The organism is Streptomyces sparsogenes, from assembly GCF_001704635.1.
Lineage (GTDB): Bacteria > Actinomycetota > Actinomycetes > Streptomycetales > Streptomycetaceae > Streptomyces > Streptomyces sparsogenes.
This window is the reverse complement of sequence record NZ_MAXF01000039.1, coordinates 1-21,136: the sequence shown is the minus strand read 5'-3', so window position 1 is coordinate 21,136 and position 21,136 is coordinate 1. Positions and strand designations below refer to the sequence as shown.

General features: G+C 74.2%; 20 protein-coding genes. 14 read left to right on the top strand and 6 right to left on the bottom strand.

Going from position 1 to position 21,136, the window contains the following annotated elements:
- Positions 1 to 39: 39 nt before the first annotated feature.
- Positions 40 to 666 carry a 2-oxo-4-hydroxy-4-carboxy-5-ureidoimidazoline decarboxylase gene (locus BBH68_RS09470; RefSeq protein ID WP_065960665.1) on the bottom strand — a complete coding sequence of 209 codons (627 nt, stop codon included), beginning with the start codon at positions 664 to 666 and terminating at the stop codon, positions 40 to 42.
- 314 nt (positions 667 to 980) lie between these two features.
- Here BBH68_RS09470 and BBH68_RS09465 point away from each other — a divergent pair, with 314 nt between their 5' ends.
- The 4 genes from BBH68_RS09465 (at position 981) to BBH68_RS09450 (ending at position 6,074) form a co-directional block, all read left to right on the top strand.
- The gene (locus BBH68_RS09465; protein WP_079150893.1) at positions 981 to 2,705 is read left to right on the top strand and encodes a beta-N-acetylhexosaminidase; all 1,725 of its coding nucleotides are present in this window, start codon (positions 981 to 983) and stop codon (positions 2,703 to 2,705) included.
- 315 nt (positions 2,706 to 3,020) lie between these two features.
- Positions 3,021 to 4,034: a DUF4328 domain-containing protein gene (locus BBH68_RS09460; protein ID WP_245737973.1), complete on the top strand. Its 1,014-nt coding sequence runs from the start codon at positions 3,021 to 3,023 to the stop codon at positions 4,032 to 4,034.
- A gap of 55 nt (positions 4,035 to 4,089) precedes the next feature.
- Positions 4,090 to 4,755 carry an RNA polymerase sigma factor gene (locus BBH68_RS09455; RefSeq protein ID WP_065960663.1) on the top strand — a complete coding sequence of 222 codons (666 nt, stop codon included), beginning with the start codon at positions 4,090 to 4,092 and terminating at the stop codon, positions 4,753 to 4,755.
- On the top strand, positions 4,755 to 6,074 hold the full coding sequence (locus tag BBH68_RS09450; RefSeq protein ID WP_065960661.1) for a hypothetical protein: 1,320 nt from the start codon (positions 4,755 to 4,757) through the stop codon (positions 6,072 to 6,074). Before BBH68_RS09455 ends, BBH68_RS09450 begins: the two co-directional genes overlap by 1 nt.
- A 166-nt stretch (positions 6,075 to 6,240) precedes the next feature.
- Here the strand turns inward: BBH68_RS09450 and BBH68_RS09445 are convergent, their stop codons facing one another.
- On the bottom strand, positions 6,241 to 7,122 hold the full coding sequence (locus tag BBH68_RS09445; RefSeq protein ID WP_065960658.1) for a L,D-transpeptidase family protein: 882 nt from the start codon (positions 7,120 to 7,122) through the stop codon (positions 6,241 to 6,243).
- Between the two features lie 158 nt (positions 7,123 to 7,280).
- On the opposite strand from BBH68_RS09445, the gene BBH68_RS09440 reads away from it, so the two are divergent.
- On the top strand, positions 7,281 to 8,870 hold the full coding sequence (locus BBH68_RS09440; RefSeq protein ID WP_065960656.1) for an acyl-CoA mutase large subunit family protein: 1,590 nt from the start codon (positions 7,281 to 7,283) through the stop codon (positions 8,868 to 8,870).
- Between the two features lie 238 nt (positions 8,871 to 9,108).
- On the opposite strand, the gene BBH68_RS09435 is transcribed toward BBH68_RS09440, so the two are convergent.
- Positions 9,109 to 9,840 carry a B3/B4 domain-containing protein gene (locus BBH68_RS09435; protein ID WP_065960655.1) on the bottom strand — a complete coding sequence of 244 codons (732 nt, stop codon included), beginning with the start codon at positions 9,838 to 9,840 and terminating at the stop codon, positions 9,109 to 9,111.
- A gap of 197 nt (positions 9,841 to 10,037) precedes the next feature.
- Between BBH68_RS09435 and BBH68_RS09430 the strand changes: the two genes are divergently transcribed.
- Entirely contained in the window at positions 10,038 to 10,781 is a 744-nt protein-coding gene (locus BBH68_RS09430; protein WP_065960653.1) for an alpha/beta hydrolase, read from the top strand.
- Here BBH68_RS09430 and BBH68_RS40555 read toward each other — a convergent pair.
- The gene (locus tag BBH68_RS40555; protein WP_104531262.1) at positions 10,756 to 10,896 is read right to left on the bottom strand and encodes an SCO1431 family membrane protein; all 141 of its coding nucleotides are present in this window, start codon (positions 10,894 to 10,896) and stop codon (positions 10,756 to 10,758) included. The two genes, BBH68_RS09430 and BBH68_RS40555, sit on opposite strands and share 26 nt — an antisense overlap.
- A gap of 160 nt (positions 10,897 to 11,056) precedes the next feature.
- On the opposite strand from BBH68_RS40555, the gene BBH68_RS09425 reads away from it, so the two are divergent.
- Positions 11,057 to 12,481: an amidase gene (locus BBH68_RS09425; protein ID WP_065960651.1), complete on the top strand. Its 1,425-nt coding sequence runs from the start codon at positions 11,057 to 11,059 to the stop codon at positions 12,479 to 12,481.
- Positions 12,482 to 12,569: 88 nt separating this feature from the next.
- On the opposite strand, the gene BBH68_RS09420 is transcribed toward BBH68_RS09425, so the two are convergent.
- The gene (locus BBH68_RS09420; RefSeq protein ID WP_065960649.1) at positions 12,570 to 13,271 is read right to left on the bottom strand and encodes a FadR/GntR family transcriptional regulator; all 702 of its coding nucleotides are present in this window, start codon (positions 13,269 to 13,271) and stop codon (positions 12,570 to 12,572) included.
- Positions 13,272 to 13,426: 155 nt separating this feature from the next.
- Here BBH68_RS09420 and BBH68_RS09415 point away from each other — a divergent pair, with 155 nt between their 5' ends.
- The 6 genes from BBH68_RS09415 to BBH68_RS09390 all read left to right on the top strand — a co-directional run bounded on the left by BBH68_RS09415 (position 13,427) and on the right by BBH68_RS09390 (position 19,424).
- Entirely contained in the window at positions 13,427 to 13,939 is a 513-nt protein-coding gene (locus BBH68_RS09415) for a gluconokinase (protein WP_065960646.1), read from the top strand.
- Positions 13,940 to 13,988: 49 nt separating this feature from the next.
- Positions 13,989 to 15,386, top strand: a complete 1,398-nt coding sequence (locus tag BBH68_RS09410; protein ID WP_065960645.1) for a GntT/GntP/DsdX family permease — start codon at positions 13,989 to 13,991, stop codon at positions 15,384 to 15,386.
- A gap of 55 nt (positions 15,387 to 15,441) precedes the next feature.
- Positions 15,442 to 16,245: an SDR family oxidoreductase gene (locus BBH68_RS09405; RefSeq protein WP_065960643.1), complete on the top strand. Its 804-nt coding sequence runs from the start codon at positions 15,442 to 15,444 to the stop codon at positions 16,243 to 16,245.
- A gap of 38 nt (positions 16,246 to 16,283) precedes the next feature.
- Positions 16,284 to 17,318 (top strand): L-idonate 5-dehydrogenase, encoded by a 1,035-nt coding sequence (locus tag BBH68_RS09400; protein WP_065960708.1) that lies wholly within the window; start codon positions 16,284 to 16,286, stop codon positions 17,316 to 17,318.
- A 66-nt stretch (positions 17,319 to 17,384) separates the two neighbouring features.
- Entirely contained in the window at positions 17,385 to 18,881 is a 1,497-nt protein-coding gene (locus tag BBH68_RS09395) for a CoA transferase (RefSeq protein ID WP_174589000.1), read from the top strand.
- A 21-nt stretch (positions 18,882 to 18,902) separates the two neighbouring features.
- Complete coding sequence (locus BBH68_RS09390) at positions 18,903 to 19,424, top strand: hypothetical protein (RefSeq protein ID WP_065960642.1); 522 nt, start codon at positions 18,903 to 18,905, stop codon at positions 19,422 to 19,424.
- Positions 19,425 to 19,493: 69 nt separating this feature from the next.
- Here BBH68_RS09390 and BBH68_RS09385 read toward each other — a convergent pair whose 3' ends face one another.
- Positions 19,494 to 20,360, bottom strand: a complete 867-nt coding sequence (locus BBH68_RS09385; RefSeq protein ID WP_211301904.1) for a patatin-like phospholipase family protein — start codon at positions 20,358 to 20,360, stop codon at positions 19,494 to 19,496.
- A 73-nt stretch (positions 20,361 to 20,433) separates the two neighbouring features.
- Here BBH68_RS09385 and BBH68_RS09380 point away from each other — a divergent pair, with 73 nt between their 5' ends.
- A complete protein-coding gene (locus tag BBH68_RS09380) occupies positions 20,434 to 20,994 on the top strand; it encodes a TetR/AcrR family transcriptional regulator (RefSeq protein WP_065960640.1) in 561 nt (186 codons plus the stop codon).
- Positions 20,995 to 21,136 lie beyond the last annotated feature (142 nt).

The following is a 21,136-nucleotide window of genomic DNA, read 5'->3' as shown; positions in this document are numbered from 1 at the left end:
GGGGCGCCAGTGTGATCGATCAGGCACAAACGAGCGGGATCAGGCGGGACGGAACCCCATGATTCCGGACACCTGCTTGATTCCGGACGCCTGCGGATGGCCCGCGATCAGCCGGGCGAGTCGGCCACGGGCGATGCGCCGCAGCTCCTCGGCCGCCTGCACCCGCTCGGCGTCCTTCTCGTTGTCCAGCCGGGCGTGGATCTCCGCCAGCACCCGGTCCCGCATCTCGGCGGGGCGCAGCCCGTCCAGGCAGATCACGAAGACATGGCCGAAACGGCGCTGGTACTCGGCGTGAGCGGCCCGCAGCGCGGTGTGCGCGGCCCGCGCCCCCGGCCCGTCGGCCGCCGGCAGCCGCCCGACCACCGCCTCGTCGGCGAGGGCCTCGTCCAGGTCGGCGGGGGTGAGGTCGTAGCTGGCCTCGTCGCCGGCCGCGAGCAGCGCGTCGAGATCCGGATAGGGGCGGTGCGCCGCGATCAGCCGCGCCCAGCGGCGGCTGCCGCAGCAGGCGAGCAGCGCGTCCTCGGCGGCGCCGGGCGGGGCCGCGTTGAGCCGGTCGAGCCGGGCGGCGCCGATCCGGCCGGGCGCGACGGGGGCGCGCTGGGCGGGCGGCCGGGAGGGGCGAAGCGGGGGCGGGGTACGCGGGGAGTCGCTGGGCCTGGACAGCATGGGCTCCTTGGACGCGCGTGGCGGGAATGAGGGGTGCGAGCGGTACAAGGGTTCGAACGGTGACTCGGGTGATGTGGATGATGTGGGCGATCCGGGAAGGTATGGGGTGCCTGGGGTTGAAGTGGTGCGATCGGCAGTTCAAGGTAACGATATGTGTCAGTCACTGGCCGGTGGATGTACGAAATTCACCCGGAGGTGGTGGTTTCGTGGCGTGCGGTGGACGCCGTGGCGCTCGGGACGGGAGGCCGCGCCATGAGACCCGCGCCATGACGTCCGCGCCATGCGACCCGCGCCATGAGAGAGAGGCCCGTGCCATGGGATTGCCTCATATAGGCCGGCCGACTCGGCCAGGCCGGCCGAGTCGGCTGAGGCGGCCGGGGCGCCCGGCGCGGCGTACGGCCGGCGGGGCGGCGGCCGGACGCGGCGCGGTCACCGCCCTCGTCGCGGTCCTCGCCCTGGTCACCGGCTGCCAGCAGCAGGGCGGCGAGGGCCGGCACCCGTCCGCGTCCAGCCCGCGCCCGACCGGCACCGCCACCACCGGCCGCCCCACGCCCACCACCCCCCGCCCCACGACCACCGCGCCCCCGCCCCCGGCCAGCCCCACCGGCGTCTCCGCCCCGCCCCGCACCATCCCCTCCGTGCGGGACTACACCCCGCAGGCCGGTCCCGGCTGGCGACCCGGGCCGGGCAGCCGCGTCGTCGCCGACCCCCGCGGCCCGCTCGCCGACGAGGCGGCGCTGACCGCCCGCGAGCTGGGCCTGCGCGTCAGCGCCGGCCCCGCCCGCCGCGGCGACCTGGAGCTGGCCCTGAAGCCCCAGCAGAGCGGCGGCCGCGAGGCGTACGTGCTCACCGTGCGCGACGGCAGGGCCCGGATCACCGGCTCCGCCGACGCCGGCGTCTTCTACGGCACCCGGACCGTCAAGCAGGCGCTGCGCTCCGGCGGCAGGCTGCCCCAGGGCGTGATCCGCGACCGGCCCGACCGCCCGCAGCGCGGCCTCAACCTCGACATCGCCCGCAAGTACTTCCCGGCCTCGTGGATCGAGGCCCGGCTGCGCGAGATGGCCGACCTCAAGCTCAACCAGCTCGGTCTGCACTTCTCCGACGACCAGGCCTTCCGCATCCAGAGCAGCTCCCACCCGGAGATCGTCGCGCCGCGGCACCTCACCAAGCAGGAGGTCCGCCGGATCGTGAGCCTCGCCCGGAGCCTGCACATCACCGTCATCCCCGAGATCGACTCGCCCGGCCACCTCGGCGCCGTCATCCGCGCCCATCCCTCGCTTCAGCTGCGCACCGGGAAGGGGCTCGCCTTCCGGGGCGCGGTGGACATCTCCAACCCGGCCGCCGCGCGGATCGTGGACGACCTGATGCGCGAGTTCGCGCCACTGTTCCCCGGCCCGTACTGGCACCTGGGCGGCGACGAGTACGGAGCGCTGATGTCGCGGAACCCGGAGGCCACCTATCCGGCCCTGGCCACCGCGGCCCGGCTGGCGTACGGCCCCAGGGGGCGCATCCAGGACCTGGCCACCGCCTGGCTCAACGCCCGCGCGGCCGTGGCGCGCGAGCTGGGCAAGCGGCCCAAGGCGTGGAACGACGGCTTCTACTCCGGCGGCGTCGTCGCCCCCGACCGGGGCATCGAGGTCGAGTACTGGACGGGGCGGGAGAGCGGCGCCCGGCCGCCGATCGAGTACCTGCGCGAGGGACGCACGGTGGTCAACCTCAACGACGAGTACCTCTATTACGTACTGGGGCAGCCGAACAACTTCCGCTACCCGACCGGCGAACGCATATACGAGCAGTGGTCCCCGGCGGTGCTCCGCGGCACCCGGCCCGTACCGGACGCGGCGCTGACCGGGCCGTCCCGAGTGCCGGGCGCCCGCTTCGCGGTGTGGTGCGACATCCCCGACGCGCAGACCCCCACCCAGGTCGCCCACGGCATCAGACTGCCGCTCGCGGCGCTCGCCCAGCGGCTGTGGGATCCCGGGAAGCCGCCCCTGAGCTGGAAGAAATTCACCGCGCTCAGCGACCGGCTGACGAGCTGAGCCGCGCGGACCCGGGGCCGGAGGAGGGACGGCCGGGGCCGCCACCCCCCACAGGAGAGGCCCCGGCCGCCGTCCGGTGCGGGCCCCCGAGGGACCCGTACTCCCTACAGCGTCGCACGCCCCGATCGCGTCACACCTCCCCCGGCGGGAGGCCGGACGGGAACCGGGGAACCCCGGGTCGTGTCCGGGGCGCGGCCCCGCTCTGGACGTGACCGGGCGGATCCCCGTAACGTGCAGGTCCGCGCCGTGGGCGCGGTGTGTTGTTTATTCCTTGCGTGGCTGAGACTGGGCCACGTTTCCAGGGGGACTCCAAAAATGTATCCGTGTGGGAACTGCCGAGCAGCGGCCGTCGGCCCCGACGGGCGCTGCGCCGCATGCGGGACCTACCAGCAACAGCTCCAGCAGCCGCCGCCCCCGCAGCCCCAGCCGCATGTCCCGCCCCAGCAGGCGCCCATGCCGGCCGCGCCGCCGCTCGCCTACCCGTCCGCCCCGCCCCTGGGGATGCCGGCCGGCGGAGTGGACCTGCGACGCGGGCTGTCGACCGCGCTGGTGGTGCTGTTCAGCGTGATGCTCCCGGCGCTCGTCTTCGTGCTCGTCGCGCGCGGTGACCAGTACGGCGTGATCGGGGACATCCTCGACGGCGGCCTTCTGACGACCGGGGAGCACTTCAGGGAGCTGGAGGACGCGGACGACGTCTACACGACCGCGGTGCTCATCTCCTTCTTCATCCTGGTCGCCCTCGCCGTCCTGTGGGCGGTCTGGTTCCGGCGGCTGCGGCTGAACGCCGAGGTGTTCGCCCCCGGCCAGCACCGGTTCGGCAGCGGCTGGGCCGCGGGCTCCTGGTTCACCCCGGTGGTCAACCTGTGGTTCCCCAAGCAGATCGCCAACGACATCTGGCGGGCCAGCTCCCCGCAGGGGCCGCACAACGTCCGCCGCGGACTGCTCAACGGATGGTGGGTGACGTGGATCGTCGCCGGCGCCGCCAATTTCATCGGCACGATCCGGTACAACACCCTGCGGAGCAAGATGGAGTCCGCGGACTACAACCCGACCTATGCGAAGGTCAAGAGCGACATCGAGGAGCTGCACGACATCCTCGCGCTCGACATGTTCGCGACCGTCGTCCTCATCGCCGCGGCCATCCTCGCGCTGCTGCTCGTCCGCCAGATCACCGCGATGCAGGAGCAGCGCGCCTCGCTTCCGCCGCAGCCCGGCGGGGCGGCCCCGTACGGCGCGCCCGCCGCTCCGTACGGCACGCCGCCGCCCTACGGCCCGCCCGGCCCGACCGGTCCCGCGGACCAGCCGTACCCGCCCTATGGCCACGGCTAGCCTCGGCTTCGGCATCGCTGGACCTCCGTTTCTCCGAGTGGGGCAGGTAGAGGGCGTGCAGGGGGACGACGCGGAACTGACCGCCGCGGTGCGCGCGGCGCAGGACGGGGACGAGACCGCTTTCCGGACCGTGTACCGAGCGGTCCACCCCCGCCTCCTGGGGTACGTACGGACGCTGGTCGGCGACGGTGACGCGGAGGACATCGCCTCCGAGGCCTGGCTCCAGATAGCCCGCGACCTGGTCAGGTTCAGCGGAGACGCGGACCGCTTCCGCGGCTGGGCGGCGCGCATAGCCCGCAACCGGGCGCTCGACCACATACGCATGCGCGGGCGGCGCCCGGCGATCGGGGGCGACGAGACGGAGCTGGAGGGCCGGGCGTCCGACGCGGACACGGCGGGCGAGGCGCTGGAGGCGCTCGGCACCGACCGCGCCCTCGGGCTCGTGGCCCAGCTGCCGCGGGACCAGGCCGAGGCGGTGGTGTTGCGGGTGGTCCTCGGGCTCGACGCCAAGAGCGCGGCCGCGGTGCTCGGCAAACGCCCCGGCGCGGTGCGCACCGCCGCCCACCGGGGCCTGCGGCGACTGGCCGATCTGCTGGACGCGGGGGGCGGGGCCGGCCAAGGGGTACTGGACGGGATCCCGCTCCAGCGGGAGTCACGCAGAGGGACCGCGAGGTCCGCCGGTGTGACGGATTCCGGCGGCCCGACGCAGAAGGACATGTGATGGCCGACGACCACCGCTACAGCTGGCTGGATGACGATGCGGCGGAGCGGTTGCTTCGTGGTGAGCCGGCCTGGGCAGGACCCGGCGACTCCGATGGCGGGCGAAACGGCCGGTCGGACCGGTCGCGGGAGGAAGCGGAGCGGCTGGCCGCCGTGCTCGGTGCCGTGGCCGAGGCGTCCCGCCCGGCGGCGGGCGGCGCGGCCGACGGCCAGGCGGCCCTCCCGGGCGAGGAGGCGGCGGTGGCCGCGTTCCGCGCGGCGCGGGCCGAGCAGGCCGAGCGCGCGCAGCGGGCGGGGCGGACCGGCCGGGGCGTACGATTCGGCGCCGGCGGCGGCTCGGACACCCCTGGGGTGTTCCGGATGGCGCGACCCTCGGGCGAGCCGGGCGGGCAGGCGCGGCTGCGCCGACCGCTGCACGTGGGACTGGTCGCCGCGCTGGCCGGCTGCGCGCTCAGCGGATTCGCGGTCGCGACGGCCGCGGGGGTGCTGCCTTTCGGCCGGGACGACGGTGCGCCCGGGCCCACGGTGAGCATGCCCGCCGGCGGCACCACCGGCGAGAGATCGGCCGCGCCCCGGATCTCCCCGGACAGCCGGACGCCGCCCGGAACGGGTGGATCGGCCGACCACGATTCCGGCGGCGGTGTCTCCCGGGGCGGCGACGGCTCGCGGACGTCCCCGGGCCACGGGGCCGGGGACGACGGTACGGACGCCGATGACGACAAGAACAAGGGCAAGGGCGCGGACGACTCCGCGTCGCAGGGCTCGCACGGCGCCGGCGGGAAGGGCTGGGCGCTCACCGTCTGCCGCCAGTACCTGGCCGCGGAGAGCGGCGACGCCGCGGCCATCGACGCCAAGGACCTGCGGAAGCTGGAGAAGGCGGCGGGCAGCCCGACCGCGATACACAGCTACTGCGCCGCGGTCGTCGACGACGCCGGCAGCGAGGGCACCCCGCGCAGCGGCGGCAACAACGGCAGCAACAGCGGCGACAACAGCGGTAACAGCGGCGGCGGCAGCGGCGGTCAGGGCGGCGACTCCGGCAACAGCGGCCACGGCGACGACGGGACCGGCCCGGGAAAAGAGGACGGGGGCACCGGCACTGACGGTGTCCCGGCGCCCCCGCCCCCGTCCGACCCGGCGACCCCCGACGCGGACCCGGTGACCCCCGACACCGATGGGGTGACCCCCGACACCGACCCCGTGGCGCCCACCGCCACGGGCGCGGCGTCCACCGCCGCCGCGACGACGGCGGCCGCGGGCGACACCGCGAGGAACGGCATCCGGAATCCGGGTGTGACATTTTCTTCGAGGGTGACGCTGTAAGAAACAGGCCGACTGGTCATCGGCCCCGCGCGGGAGCCGAGGTTCCCCCCGTACCGACGGCTCCGCGCCCATGGCGCGGGCAGGGCACGTTCCCCCGGCCCTGCCCGCGCCCTTCTCTCACCCCATGCCCCGTCTCATGACCCCATGGCCTGCCCGCCGGCCGGGCCTACTTGTAGACCACGACCTTGTCACCCGTCCGGACCTGGTCGAAGAGCGCGGCGATCCGGCCCTTGTCCCGCACGTTGACGCAGCCGTGCGAGGCGCCGCTGTAGCCCCGGGCGGCGAAGTCCGCCGAGTAGTGCACCGCCTGGCCGCCGCTGAAGAACATCGCGTACGGCATCGGGGTGTGGTAGATCGTCGAGACGTGGTCGCGGCTCTTGAAGTCGACCTGGAACAGCCCCTCCCGCGTCGGCGTGTACTGCGAGCCGAACCGCACGTCCATCGCCGAGACCACCTTGCCGTTGATCATCCAGGCGAGGGTGCGGCTCGTCTTGCTGATGCACAGCACCCGCCCCGTCATACAGCGCGGGTCGGGCTTGGCGAGCGGGTTGGCGGTCGGCGGGTACAGCTCGTCGCGCGTGGGCCGCTTGGTGGCGGTGCGCAGGGAGTTCCAGGTGCGGCTGTCGACCGAGCCGGTGGCCGCCAGGCCGTGGGCGCGCTGGTAGGCCTGGACGGAGGAGCGGGTGACCGTGCCGAAATAGCCGGTCGGATTGCGGTCGAAGAGGCCCAGCCGGCGCAGCCGCGCCTGTAGCTCGCGCACCCGCTCGCCGCTCGTGCCGAAGGCGATCACGGCCGCCGGCGCGGGCGGGGCGGCCCGGCGGGGCGGCACGGGCCGGTGCGTGCGGCGCGGCTTGTACGACGGCTTGTGCCAGGTCCGGTGCGGCCGGGGCGACGGTGCGGCATGGGCGGGCGCGCCCGCGCTCTGCCGCGCCTCGGGCCTCGCGCGGGAGTGCCCCGCGCCGGCCACGCCCTGCTCCTTGCACCCCGCGACCAGCGTGGCCAGCACCGCCGTGGCGAGCGCCGTACCGGCCACCGATATCCGGTGCATCTCCCCGACCCCCAGTCCCCGCCCCTCGGCGGCGCCCGCCGTTCGCTGTTCGCTTTCGCTATCCGTCTTCCATGCTTCCCGGGGCTGCCGCGCGGCGAACATCGGCGCATGCTGTGAGGAGGACCCACGGCCACCGGAGCGGCAGGAGGCGTGAACCCATGGCGCGCGAGTCGGAGTCGGGCTTTACCGTCGAGCCGGTGTACGGGCCGGGTGACCCGGCCGGCTGGGACCCGGAGGAGGCCCTGGGCGAGCCGGGGGCCTACCCCTACACGCGGGGCGTCTATCCCTCGATGTACACCGGCCGCCCCTGGACGGTGCGCCAGTACGCGGGGTTCGGCACCGCCGCAGAGTCCAACGCCCGCTACCGCCGGCTCATCGAGCACGGCACCACGGGCCTGTCCGTGGCCTTCGACCTGCCCACCCAGATGGGCTACGACTCCGACGCCACCCTCGCGCACGGCGAGGTCGGCAAGGTCGGCGTCGCCATCGACTCGATCGAGGACATGCGGACGCTGTTCGCCGGCATCCCCCTGGACCGGGTCTCGACCTCCATGACCATCAACGCCCCCGCGGCCCTGCTGCTCCTGCTCTACCAACTCGTCGGCGAGGAGCAGGGTGTGGCGGCCCGCGACCTGACCGGCACCATCCAGAACGACGTGCTCAAGGAGTACATCGCGCGCGGCACGTACATCTTCCCGCCGGGCCCCTCCCTGCGACTGGTCGCGGACGTCTTCAAGTACTGCGGGGCCGAGATCCCCCGCTGGAACACCATCTCCATCTCCGGCTACCACATGGCGGAGGCGGGCGCCTCGCCCGCGCAGGAGATCGCCTTCACGCTGGCCGACGGCATCGAGTACGTCCGTACGGCCCTCGCCGCCGGCATGGCGGTCGACGACTTCGCGCCTCGCCTGTCGTTCTTCTTCGTCTCCCGGACGACCCTCCTGGAGGAGGCCGCCAAGTTCCGGGCGGCACGCCGCATCTGGGCGCGGGTCATGCGCGAGGAGTTCGGCGCCCGCGACCCGAAGTCGCAGATGCTGCGCTTCCACACCCAGACGGCGGGCGTCCAGCTCACCGCGCAGCAGCCCGAGCTGAACCTCGTGCGGGTCGCGGTCCAGGGGCTCGCCGCGATCCTCGGCGGCACCCAGTCCCTGCACACCAACGCCTTCGACGAGGCCATCGCGCTGCCGACCGACAAGTCCGCCCGCCTCGCGCTGCGCACCCAGCAGGTGCTGGCGCACGAGACGGACGTGACCGCCACCGTCGACCCGCTCGCCGGCTCGTACGCCGTCGAGTCGCTGACGGACGCCGTCGAGGCCGCCGCGGTCGATCTGATGCGGCGGGTGGAGGACCTGGGCGGGGCGGTGGCCGCCATCGAACAGGGCTTCCAGAAGGAGGAGATCGAGCGCAACGCCTACCGCATCGCCCAGGAGACGGAAGCGGGCGAGCGGGTGGTCGTCGGCGTCAACCGCTTCCGGCTGGACGAGGAGGAGCCGTACGAGCCGCTGCGGGTGGACCCGGCCATCGAGGAGCGGCAGCGGGAGCGGCTGGCCAGGCTGCGTGCCGAGCGCGACGGCGGTGCGGTGAGCACGGCCTTGTCGGCGTTGAAGAAGGCCGCCGAGAGCGAGGCGGGGGCGGCCAACGTCCTCTACCCGATGAAGGACGCGCTCGCCGCCCGCGCCACGCTGGGGGAGGTCTGCGACGCGCTGCGGGACGTATGGGGCACGTATGTCCCCGCCAAGTCCTTCTGACCGGGTGGCGGTTTCCGGTCTGCTTTCAGGATCGGGTCGGGGACACGTAGCCACGTACGGGGGCGGACCGCGCTAGGGTCCGTCTTCAAAGGGGGCGTCCGGCCGCGAGCGGCGTCTGGTGCGGTGCATCGCAAGGCGGAGGATCGCCCTCGTACTGGGCGTACTCGGGCGACTCCGACAACGCAGCGAGGTGCCGTGCCAGGCGTCGTGAGCAGGGCGCCCCCTTTGAAGACGGGCCCTAGCCCGCGACCGCCTCGGACGCGCCCGTGACCAGGCGCGAGTGGATCCGTACGCCCGGGCAGCCGTCCGTCAGGGCCGTCGCGAGCGCCTCCCCGGCGGCCGTCAGGGCGGCGTCGTCCAGGGGGCCGAGCGCGTCGAGGACGAACATGGCGCGGGTGGTGGTGTGGGTCAGCCGGGTGCGGGTGCACTGGCGCCAGTTCCAGCGGCGGCAGGTGACCCCCGCGTCGTCGCGCCAGACCACCTCGCCGGGCGCGGGGTGCTCGACGACGGCCTCGCCGCCGGCCGTGGTCTCGAAGGTCTCGTCACCGGTGGCGCGGACCAGGCGCGCCGGTCCCGCGTAGTGGTCGAGGTCCTCGCCGCCGAGCGGCAGGACATGGGCGACGGAGATCGCGTTGTAGATGTCGGTGAGCCGGTCGACCCGGGGGAGCCCGGCCGGCGCCCGCCGCAGCAGCGCCTCCGCGCTGGGCCGCGTGCGCTGCGGCTTCGCCCCGAAGGCGCGGAACGCCTCCCGCCAGGCGGCGATGTGCGGGTGCTGCTCCGCGGGCCCGTCGCCCAGCAGCTCGCGGGCCGTGGACTCCGCCGCGGCGAGCATGCCCTCGCTGAACTCGTCGCTGGGCCCGGGGCGCAGCCCCTCGGCGGTGATGAGGAGCGCGCGGTAGTCGGGGCGCAGCGCGACTACCGCGGGGTCGATGGCGGCCGAGTCGAGCCATTGCGCTGCGTCGGGTGTCACGGTTCTCCCTGGAGGTCGGTGAGGGTCTCGGGGCGCGGCCCCATAGTTCACTAAACCATACAGTGGAGTGCAGTGGAGTGGACGGGCTCGGGTGGGGTGGAGGGACCCGCGTCGCCGGGCAAGGTGGACCCAGGTCCACCCGAAGACGGCGGGCTCCCCACATGGTGGTGGGCGGCCGGACGCGGAATGCTCGACACATGACGACCTACACCGTCGGCCGTGGGCCGCACCGCAGCGAACCGACCGCCTCCGCCCTGCTCGCCGCCCCCGCCTCACGGGCCATGGCGGCGCCGACGGGCCGGCACCCCGTCGGCACGATCTCCGTGCACCTGGCCGACTGCCACCGGCCCGCCCCGGGGGGCGCGGCGAAGCCGTCCCGCGAGCTGAGGGTCGACGTCCGCTACCCCGCCCGTGAGGTCGAGCGGTACGAGCGGGCCCCGGGGGCCGCCGCCCACCAGGACGCCCCGCCCGCGCTGGACCCGAGCGGCCCGCGGCCCGTGGTGCTCTGCTCGCCCGGCGCCGGCGAGGCGCGTGCGGAGCGCATTCGGCTCGCCGACGAACTGGCCTCGCACGGCTATGTGGTGGTGGTCCTCGACCACGGCGACGACGCGCGGTCGGCCGGGTTCCCGCAGGGCCGGGCGGCGGACGTCCGGTTCGCGCTCGACCAGCTCGTGTCGCTCGCCCCCGGCGTCCTGGACCTGTCCAGGATCGGGCTGTTCGGCGGGTCGGCGGGCTGCCCGGCGGATCTGACGCCCCTGTGCGACGACCCGAGGATCACGGCGATCGCCGAGCTGGACGGGCATGTCGCCGAGCTGGACGGAGATCCGGCGGCGGCTCGGACCGAAGGCCCGCGGGCGCCCCTCGTGGCGTTCTTCGACCGCCGGCTGCGCGGCCGCGAGGAGCCCGCGCTCGTGGCTACAGCAGCCCGAGCTGGACGGTGAGCATCGCGATGACGACGGCCAGCACCCAGCCGAGGACGGCCTCCAGCGGCCCGTCGTCGGAGGGTCCACCGGTCCGGAACCGGAAACGAACACGGCGTGCCGCGATGTCGGTCATGCGGGTGTCCTTCTCACTCGGCGATGATCGGCATGAGGCAGCCGTCACCCAGCCCCAGGGTGCGCGCAAGCGCCCCGTGCGGTAAAGGGGGAGTGGCCGAACTCACGTGACCGGTCCCAGCCCCGCCGGGGGCGGGCGAAGCGAGTCGAGGAGGTCCGCCGTGACCAGCGTCATCCCGAAAGGCTTGAGTGAGCAGGTCAAAGCGCTGGCCGACGGTGAGGTGTCCTCCCGCGCGCTGGTCGAGCGGGCGCTGGACCGCATCGCCGCGACCCAGGGGACCCTCAACGCCTTCCGCCGGGTACGGGCCGAGGCGGCGCTGTGCGAGGCCGACGAGGCCGACCGGCTGCTGGCGGCCGGGCGGCGGCTGCCGCTGCTGGGGGTGCCCATCGCGGTCAAGGACGACGCGGACGTGGCGGGCGAGCCGACCGCCTTCGGGTGCTGCGGGGAGTTCCCGCCCAAGACCGAGGACTGCGAGGCGGTGCGGCGGCTGCGCGCGGCCGGGGCCGTCGTCGTGGGCAAGACGAACACCCCCGAGCTGGGGCAGTGGCCGTTCACCGAGGGCCCCGCCTTCGGCCTGACGCGCAACCCCTGGAACCCCGAGTACACGCCGGGCGGCTCCTCCGGAGGGGCCGCGGCCGCCGTCGCCGCGGGCCTGGTGCCCGCCGCGCTGGGCTCGGACGGGGCGGGCTCGGTCCGTATCCCGGCCGCCTGGACGCATCTGATCGGCATCAAGCCGCAGCGCGGCCGGATCTCCACCTGGCCGGACCCCGAGGCGTTCCACGGCATCACCTGCAACGGCCCCCTCGCCCGCACGGTCGAGGACGCGGCCCTGCTGCTGCACGCCGCGAGCGGCAACTGCCCGGGCGATCTGCACCAGCCGCCGCCCGTGGACGTGCTGTCCGCCGTGCGCCGCGACCCGGGGCGGCTGCGTATCGCGCTCTCCCTCAAGCCCGCCTTCACCGGCACCCCCAAGCAGCTCGACCCGGTCGTCCGGGCCGCCGTCCTGCGCCTCGCCGAGCGGCTGACCGCCCTGGGGCACGAGGTCGCGGAGGCCGAGCCGCGCTACGGGGTCGGGGTCGGCCTGTCCTTCCTGCCGCGGGCGATGGCGGGCCTGTGGGACTGGTCCGCCCACGTCCCGGACCGCACCCTGCTCGACGTACGCACCCTCACCGCCGTCCGGCACGGCCGGCTCCTGGGCGGCGGGCCGCTGCGGCTGGCCCGGGCCGCCGAGGGGCCGCTGCGGCGCCGGGTCGGGGAGATCTTCTCGCGCGAGGGCTTCGACGTGGTGCTGTCCCCGACGACCGCGACCCCGCCGCTGCGCATCGGGGCCATGGCCGAGCTGAACGGCTGGCACACCGACCGGGCGGTGATCGCGGCCTGCCCCTACGCCTGGCCGTGGAACGTCCTGGGGTGGCCGGGCGTGAACGTCCCCATGGGATTCGCCGACGAGGAGGGCACGCTCCCGCTGGGCGCCCAGCTGCTCGGCCCGGCCAACAGCGAACCGCGGCTGATCTCGCTCGCCGCGCAGCTGGAGGCCGACCAGCGGTGGTACGAGCGCTGGCCGGCCGGGGCACCGGGGAGCTGATCTCCCACCCTGTGGTTTTGCGGTGAGTATGAGACGGCGACACGCCGAAGCAACGTCGCGTCGCCGTCTCATACTCACCACAAGCCGGCTACGGCGCCAGGATGTCCAGCTCCCGCAGCGCGCCGACGGTGATCTCCCGGGTGCACGCCTCCGCCCGGGCCGCGTCCCGCGCCCGTACGGCCTCGGCGACCCGCACGTGCAGCGTGACCGCCTCCGGGTCGGGGTCGCTGAACATCACCTGGTGCTCGGTGCGGCCCGTGAGCACCTCCGCGACCACGTCGCCGAGGCGCGCGAACATCTCGTTGCCCGAGGCCCTGAGGATCACCCGGTGGAACGCGATGTCGTGGACCAGGTAGGCGGCGAGCTGCTGGCCGCGCGAGGTGGCCACCATGTTGAGGGCGTGCTCGGTGAGTTCGGCGCACTGCTCGGGCGTGGCGTGCTCGGCGGCCAGGGCGGCGGCGGCCGGTTCGATGGCCGAGCGCAGCGCGGTCAGTGAGCGCAGCTGGCGCGGCCGGTCGGCGCCCGCCAGCCGCCAGCGGATGACCTGCGGGTCGAAGACGTCCCACTCCTCGGTGGGCCGCACCGTGACCCCGACCCGGCGGCGGGACTCCACGAGGTGCATGGACTCCAGCACGCGCACCACCTCCCGGACGACGGTGCGGGAGACGTCGAAGCGCTTCTCCAGCTCGTCCGTGCGCAAAACCGTGCCCGGCGGGTAGTCGCCCGCTGTGATCGCGGGCCCGAGGGATGCCAGCACGCGTGCGTGCAGTCCCCGCCCCTGGTTGTCCATGGGCTCAGCCTACGTGCCCGGCAGCAACCCAAATAAGTATGACTTTTAAGTCACAGGCTCTTGAATACGTCGTACCTGTGGGGTTGAGTGTGCCGCGGCGCCGAGGTCGAGGCCGTGTCGAAGAAGACAGCGCCGGAGCAGACAGCGAGGTATCGATGCAGACCCCCCAGGTTGTCGTCGTCATGGGAGTGTCCGGTACGGGCAAGTCCACGGTCGGCGAGCTGCTGGCAGCCGAGCTCGGCGTCCCGTACGCCGAGGCCGACGACTTCCACCCCCCGGCCAACATCGCCAAGATGTCGGCCGGCACCCCGCTCGACGACGACGACCGCCGGCCGTGGCTGGACGCCATAGGCGTGTGGGCCCATGAGCACAGCGCGGGCGGCGGGGTGGTCAGCTGCTCCGCGCTCAAGCGCGCCTACCGCGACCGGCTCCGCGCGGCCGCCCCCGACCTCTTCTTCCTCCACCTCACCGGCGATCGCGAGCAGATCGCCGAGCGGCTGGAGACCCGCAAGGGCCACTTCTTCAAGCGCGGTCTGCTCGATTCGCAGTTCGCCACCCTGGAGCCGCTGCAGCCGGACGAGAACGGTGTGGCGGTGGACATCACCCCCAAGCCCGAGGCCATCACCGAGCAGGCCGTCGCCGCGCTGCGGCGGGCCCGGGCCCGATAGCCGGTACGCACGCTACGCACGCACGCTACGCACGTAAGGAAGCCACTCCGTGACCAGACTCAGCGTCGAGATGCTGGCAGCGGACACCGCCGACCCGATCACGTCGGCCGGTCACGCACAGCTGGGCATCGCCGTCCTCGTCGGCATCGCCGTCATCGTCCTTCTCATCACCAAGTTCAAGCTGCATGCCTTCCTGTCGCTGACCATCGGCTCCCTGGCCCTCGGCGCCGCCGCAGCCGCGCCGCTGGACAAGACGATCGCCAGCTTCACGGCCGGGCTCGGCAGCACGGTCGCGGGCGTCGGCGTGCTGATCGCGCTCGGCGCCATCCTCGGCAAGCTCCTGGCCGACTCCGGGGGCGCCGACCAGATCGTCGACACGATCCTCGCGAAGGCGAGCGACCGCACCATGCCGTGGGCGATGGCGCTGATCGCGGGGATCATCGGGCTGCCGCTCTTCTTCGAGGTCGGCATGGTGCTGCTGATCCCGGTCGTGCTGCTGGTCGCCAAGCGCGGCAACTACTCGCTGATGCGGATCGGCATCCCGGCCCTGGCCGGCCTGTCCGTCATGCACGGTCTGGTGCCGCCGCACCCCGGCCCGCTCGCCGCGATCGACGCGGTCAAGGCCAACCTGGGCGTCACCCTGGCGCTCGGCGTGCTGGTCGCGCTGCCCACCGTCGTGATCGCCGGGCCGCTCTTCTCGCGCGTCGCCTCCCGCTGGGTGGACGTCACACCGCCGGACCGGCTCATACCGGCCCGCCCCTCCGAGGAGCTGGAGCGCCGCCCCGGGTTCGGAGTCACCGTGGCCACGGTGCTGCTGCCCGTCGTGCTGATGCTCGGCAAGGCGCTCGTCGACATCGTCGTGGACGACCCGGCCAACGGCGTCCAGCGGGTCGCGGACGTCGTCGGCTCGCCGCTGATCGCGCTGCTGGCGGCCGTCATCGTCGGCATGTTCACCCTCGGCCGGGCGGCGGGCTTCACCAAGGGGCGGCTCTCGTCCACCGTCGAGACCTCGCTCGCCCCCATCGCCGGGATCCTGCTGATAGTCGGCGCGGGCGGCGGCTTCAAGCAGACGCTGATCGACATCGGCGTCGGCCAGATGATCATGGACTTCTCCAAGGACTGGAACGTCTCCGCGCTGCTGCTCGCCTGGCTGATCGCGGTCGGCATCCGGCTGGCGACCGGCTCGGCGACCGTCGCCACGATCTCCGCCGCCGGCCTGATGGCCCCGCTCGCGGCCGACATGAGCACCACGCACACCGCGCTGCTCGTCCTCGCCATCGGCGCCGGGTCGCTGTTCTTCAGCCATGTCAACGACGCCGGGTTCTGGCTGGTCAAGGAGTACTTCGGGCTGAGCGTCGGGCAGACCGTGCGGACCTGGTCGGTGATGGAGACCATCATCTCCGTCGTCTCGATCGGCTTCGTCCTGCTGCTCTCGCTGGTCATCTAGCGGGTCCGGCGCGTCCAGCGCATCCAGCTCACCTAGCCATCGGGACACGTACGCCATGACGACACATCCGCTCTTCGACATCGCCGGCCGCACCGCCCTCGTCACCGGCTCCAGCCGGGGCATCGGCCACGCCCTCGCCCGCGGCCTGCTGGAGGCCGGCTGCACGGTGGTCGTCAACGGCCGCGACCCGGAGCGCCTGAAGGCCGCGGCGGCCGAACTCACCGAGGCCGCCGCGGCACAGGCCGGGCCCGCGGCCGTCCACACCGCCGCCGTCCACACCGCCGCCTTCGACGTGACCGACGGGCCCTCCGTCGCCGCCGGGATCGCCGAGGTCGAGGAGCGGGTCGGCCCGCTCGACATCCTGGTCAACAACGCGGGCATGCAGAACCGCGCCCCGCTGCTGGAGTTCACCGACGCCGACTGGCACCGGATCCTGGACACCAACCTCACCAGCGCCTTCCTGGTGGGCCGGGAGGCCGCCCGGCGGATGACCGAGCGCGGACACGGCAAGATCGTCAACATCTGCTCCCTGCAGAGCGAGGTGGTGCGCCCCGGCATCGCCCCCTACGCGGCGACCAAGGGCGCGCTCAAGATGCTCACCAAGGGCATGTGCGCCGACTGGGGCCCGTACGGGATCCAGGTCAACGGACTGGGCCCCGGCTACATCGAGACGGAGCTGACCCGGCCGCTCGTCGAGGACGAGAAGTTCAGCGCGTGGGTGCGCGGGCGGACCCCGGCGGGCCGCTGGGGGCGGACCGAGGACCTGGTCGGGGCGCTGCTGTATCTCGCGTCCCCGGCGGCGGACTTCGTGAGCGGTCAGGTCCTGTACGTGGACGGCGGCATGACGAGCGTGCTCTGAGCACGGCTCTGGAACACGGAGAGGTGTGGGTGGAGGACATGGTGCTGGGCTGTGTGATCCATGGACAGGACGATCTGCGGATCGACGAACTCCCCGAGCCGAGCCCGGCTCCCGGGCAGGCCGTCGTCGCGATCCGCTACGGCGGCATCTGCGGATCCGATCTGCACTACCACCGGCACGGCGGGGTCGGCGACTTCCGCCTGACCGAGCCGATGGTGCTCGGCCACGAGGTCGTCGGCACGGTCGTCGGATACGGCGAGGGCGCGAGCGGACCCGCGCCCGGCACGCCCGTCGCCGTCCACCCGGCCACGCCCTGCGGGGAGTGCCCCGAGTGCGCGGACGGCCGGGCCAACGTCTGCCGCGACACCCGCTATCTGGGCAGCGCCGCGCGGACCCCGCACGTCCAGGGCGGCTTCGCGGCCCGTATCGCCGTCCCGGCGGCGCAGCTGCGGCCCCTGCCCGAGGGCCTCGACCTGCGCCGCGCCGCGCTCGCGGAGCCGCTCTCGGTCGGCCTCCACGCGGTACGGCGGGCCGGGGACCTCACGGGCCGTCATGTGCTGGTCACGGGCGCCGGGCCGATCGGCTGCCTGGTGGTGGCCGCCGCCCGCGCGGCGGGCGCGGCGAAGATCACCGTGACCGATCTGCTGCCGCGCGCCCTGGAGTTCGCGGCCTCGGCCGGCGCCACCGCCGTCGTACGGGCCGACGACCCGGCCGACCCTAACTGGCCGGACGACGAGGTGGACGTGGCGATCGAGGCCTCCGGCGTGGCGGCCGGCCTGGACACCTGTCTGCGGCGGATCCGGCGCGGCGGCGTCGTCGTCCAGCTGGGCATGCTGCCGCCCGGGGAGAGCCCGTTCGCGGGGAACCTGCTGGTCAGCCAGGAGATTGAGCTTCGCGGGGCGTTCCGCTTCCACGCGGAGTTCGACGACGCCCTGCGGCTGCTGGCCGCCGAGCCGGCCCTGGAGTCGCTGATCAGCGCGGTCCGGCCGGTACGGGAGGCGGCCGACGCCTTCGCCCTGGCCGCCGACCGCGGCCGCTCCTGCAAGGTGCTGCTGGACTTCGGGGCGGAGTAGGGGCGGAGCAGGGGCGGCCGGGCGCGCTCTTGCGGTGCGTCTTGCGGTGCCCCGCACAATGACTGCATGACGCACCCAATAGAGGCCGACACGGACGCCGACGCTGCCACCCCCGCCGACGCTGCCACCGCCACGGACGCCGCCACCCCCGCCGACGCCGCGACCGCTCACGCGTGGACCGCCCTGGGCGGCGCCGCGGAACTGCTGGACGAGGTGTCGTACCTCCCGGCCGAGGGGGCGCTGCCCGCCCGCCTGCCGGTGCGGGAGCTGGCCCGCGCCACCGTGGCCGCGTGCTCGCTCGCCGCCGCCGAACTGGCGGCGCGGCGGTCCGGCGGACCGGTCCCCGCCGTACGGGTGGCGGAGGCCGCGGTCGCCACGGCGTTCGTCAGCGAGCGGCACCTGCGGATCGACGGCCGCGCGCCGACCTCCTTCGCGCCGCTGTCCGGCTTCTGGCGCGCGGCCGACGGCTGGGTGCGCACCCACGCCAACTACCCGCACCACCGCGCCCGCCTCCTGGCCGCCCTCGGCATCGCCGACCGGGGCGAGGAGGACGTCCTCGCCAAGCGGCTCGCCGAGGAGCTGGCGACCCGCCCCGCCCACGGGATCCAGGAGATGGTCTACGAGGCGGGCGGCCTGGCCGTGGCCGTCGCGCGGCCCGCGCCGCCCGCGCCGCCCGTGGCGTTCCCGGAGGTCGCCACCGGGGGCGTCGCGGAGACCGCCACCGACGCCCGGCCCGTGCTGATCGAGTCCCGGCGGTCCGGTGGCGCGGCCCCCCGCCCGCTGCCCCCGGCGCCCCTCCCCGCGAGCGGCGTACGGATCCTCGACCTGACCCGGGTCATCGCCGGTCCGGTGGCCACCCGCACCCTGGCGCTGCTCGGCGCGGACGTCCTGCGCGTCGACTCCCCGCACCTCCCGGAGGACCCGGACGCCCACGCCGACACCGGCTTCGGCAAGCGGTCCACCCGGCTGGACCTCGGCGACCCCCGGGACCGGCGGACCTTCGAAGAACTCCTCTCCCAGGCCGACGCCGTGGTCACCGGCTACCGCCCCGGCGCCCTCGACCGCTTCGGCCTCGCCCCGGACGCCCTCCTCGAACGCCGCCCCGGACTCGTCGTCGCCCAGGTGTCCGCCTGGGGCTGGTCCGGCCCCTGGGCCGGCCGGCGCGGCTTCGACAGCCTCGTCCAGGCCGCGAGCGGCATCGCCGCCCTCGAAGCCGCCCCCGACGGCCACCCCGGCGTGCTGCCCGCGCAGGCCCTCGACCACGGCACGGGCTATCTGCTCGCCGCGGCGGTCCTGCGCGCCCTGACCGAACGCCAGGACACCGGGGACGGACGCCACCTGCGCCTCTCCCTCTCCGCCACGGCGGCCTGGCTCATGCGCGGCATCACCCCCGTCGCCCCGCACGGCGGCGAGACCTACGACCCCACCGCCTGGCTCACCGAGCGGCCCGCCCCGTACGGATGCCTGCGCTACGCCCTCCCGCCCCTCGGCTACGCCGGCTCCCCCCGCGACTGGTCCGCCCCGCCCACCCCCTGGGGCACCGACCGCCCGGCCTGGGGCTGAATCCCGCGCAGCCTGTGCGGGTTGCCCCGGACCGAGCTGCGCTGGCGCACCGCCGCCGAGGTCTCCGACCCGCTGGCCGCGGCCCCGCGGCCGTCCGTGCTCGGCAACGACGACTACCTGCCAGAACCCTGCGTGCTGCACCCCGAGCCGGTCACCGAGTACCCGGCCCCCCACGAGCTGCCGGAGGACCTGGCGGGCCGGCTCCACGCCTGGGGGAAGCGGCGCGGGGTGGTCTACCAGTACGACCTCGGCGTCGCCCCCGGCTGCAAGGTCGCCGGCCACGCCCCGTGGAGCTTCTCCGATCCGTCCCCCATGGCCTGCGCCGAGTGCGGCTCGGGCCTTCTGCCCCTGCTCACCATCGACGGCCGCGAGTGGGACGGCGGATCCAAGAGCTGGCGGCCGGTGGAGGACTCCCACGCCGCCGACCCGTCCCTCCCCGACGCCGGCGGGGACACCCACCTCACCATCGGCCGCGGCTACAGTCTGCAGCTGTACGTCTGCGCGGCGTCCTGGGAGCACCCGCACGTGCGGAACATGCAGTGACCCGGCGGTGATGCGCGCGGGGCTTGCCGCGAGCGGGGCATCGCGAGCAGGGCCGGGGCCGGGCGGCGCTCAGTTCGCGTCGGATCCGCTCCGCCACGCGAGGCGGAGCTGCTCCGCGGCATCGGTGGCCTGGCCAAGACCTGCCTGGTAGGCCGGTTCCCAGGCCGCGCGGTCGTTCAGGTCCGGGCCGAACGCGCGTATCGACGCCGGATCGGGCTCGATGGTCACCACCGCGTGCGCCCCGGCGACCGCCAGCTCCTGGTCGAGCAACTCGCGGGGGAACAGGTGCGCTTGTGGGTCGACCACGACGAGCGTGCGGGCCCCGGCCGCGAGTCCGGCGTTGGTCGCCGACCGCAGGGAGCCGTCCATGTATCGGCGGCCGTTGATGGTGATCGGTGGGTAGATGCCCGGGAAGGCCGTGCTCGCCGCCACGGCGGAGGGCAGCGGTGCGCCACCGGCGCGGTCGAGGATCTCCTGCTCGCCGGTCTCGGTGTCCAGCACAGTGATGAGCAGCTTCCGGTCCGGCCACTGGTCCGTGCCGACCAGGGCGCGCATCCGGGCGATATGCGCCTGCTCGGGGCCGGTCTCGGCGGCGAGCGCGATCCGGCCCACCCGGCGCCGCGCCTCGGCCGGGTCCGAGGCGGCATGGCCGAGCACGGCGAACGCCTCGCCCAGTCGGCGCCCGTCCACCTGGGGCGGGGTGCCGTCGGTGCCGGCAGGGCGCCCGGGCCTGGCGAGCCGGCTGGGGTCCTGACCGGTGGCCAGCACCGCGCCGATGATCGCGCCGGTCGACGTGCCGACGATCAGATCGGCCTCGCCGAGATCCACCCCGCCGCGGCGCAGTCCGCAGGCCAGTCCGGCCATCCAGGCCGCACCCACAGGGCCTCCCGCGCCCAGCGCGAGTGCCCGGTCAAGCGTGTACACGACTGCGTCCACTCCCGTTATTGAAACAGTCGTATCATATATTGCCGTCAGGCTCGGTTCCGCAGTACGGAGAGGACGATTCACTGTGGGGCGACCCCCGAATCCCGCCCGGCGGGAGGCCACGCTCGCGCGGGCGACCGACTACGTACTGGCGCACGGCCTGGCCGGATTGAGCCTGAGGCCGTTGGCCGCGGCTCTCGACACCAGCCCGCGGATGCTGCTCTACGACTTCAACAGCAAACAGGAGTTGGTATCCGCCGTCCTCGCCGAGGCCCGCCGCCGCGGTGCGGCGCGGTTGGCCGAGAACCTACCGCCGGAGGCGGCCACCGCGGAGGAACGTCTGCGCGGCATCTGGGCCTGGATCAGCGCACCGGAGCGTGCCCCGTTCGTCCGGCTGTTCTTCGAGGTGCACGCCGACGGCCTGGCTCACCCCGAGAACTACCCGGACCGGGCGGAGGCGATCACGGACTGGTTCGACACGCTCGGCGCCACCTTCCGCGACATCGCCACCGGCCCTGATGACGCCGTCACTCCCACGCTGGTCATGGCTGTCATCCGGGGTCTCCTGTTCGACCTCACGACCACCGGCGACCGCCGCCGCACCGACCGTGCCCTGGACCGCTTCTGCGAACTCCTGCGGCACTGAGCGAAGACAAACGGAGACCGGGCCGATGTGCGCGGACCGGTTGTGCTCGGCCCGCAGAAAGAGGCACCGCGCCTCCCCACGCGATACGACAAGCCGGCGGTCCGCTACGAGGCGACCGTCCTCATCGCTGCCCGAGTGGCTG

Excerpts from the sequence above, each read along its gene's own strand:
- BBH68_RS09470 (WP_065960665.1), bottom strand. The coding sequence starts at position 666 with ATGCTGTCCAGGCCCAGCGACTCCCCGCGTACCCCGCCCCCGCTTCGC.
- BBH68_RS09465 (WP_079150893.1), top strand. The coding sequence starts at position 981 with ATGGGATTGCCTCATATAGGCCGGCCGACTCGGCCAGGCCGGCCGAGT.
- BBH68_RS09460 (WP_245737973.1), top strand. The coding sequence starts at position 3,021 with ATGTATCCGTGTGGGAACTGCCGAGCAGCGGCCGTCGGCCCCGACGGG.
- BBH68_RS09450 (WP_065960661.1), top strand. The coding sequence starts at position 4,755 with ATGGCCGACGACCACCGCTACAGCTGGCTGGATGACGATGCGGCGGAG.
- BBH68_RS09445 (WP_065960658.1), bottom strand. The coding sequence starts at position 7,122 with ATGCACCGGATATCGGTGGCCGGTACGGCGCTCGCCACGGCGGTGCTG.
- BBH68_RS09440 (WP_065960656.1), top strand. The coding sequence starts at position 7,281 with ATGGCGCGCGAGTCGGAGTCGGGCTTTACCGTCGAGCCGGTGTACGGG.
- BBH68_RS09430 (WP_065960653.1), top strand. The coding sequence starts at position 10,038 with ATGACGACCTACACCGTCGGCCGTGGGCCGCACCGCAGCGAACCGACC.
- BBH68_RS40555 (WP_104531262.1), bottom strand. The coding sequence starts at position 10,896 with ATGACCGACATCGCGGCACGCCGTGTTCGTTTCCGGTTCCGGACCGGT.
- BBH68_RS09420 (WP_065960649.1), bottom strand. The coding sequence starts at position 13,271 with ATGGACAACCAGGGGCGGGGACTGCACGCACGCGTGCTGGCATCCCTC.
- BBH68_RS09415 (WP_065960646.1), top strand. The coding sequence starts at position 13,427 with ATGCAGACCCCCCAGGTTGTCGTCGTCATGGGAGTGTCCGGTACGGGC.
- BBH68_RS09405 (WP_065960643.1), top strand. The coding sequence starts at position 15,442 with ATGACGACACATCCGCTCTTCGACATCGCCGGCCGCACCGCCCTCGTC.
- BBH68_RS09400 (WP_065960708.1), top strand. The coding sequence starts at position 16,284 with ATGGTGCTGGGCTGTGTGATCCATGGACAGGACGATCTGCGGATCGAC.
- BBH68_RS09395 (WP_174589000.1), top strand. The coding sequence starts at position 17,385 with ATGACGCACCCAATAGAGGCCGACACGGACGCCGACGCTGCCACCCCC.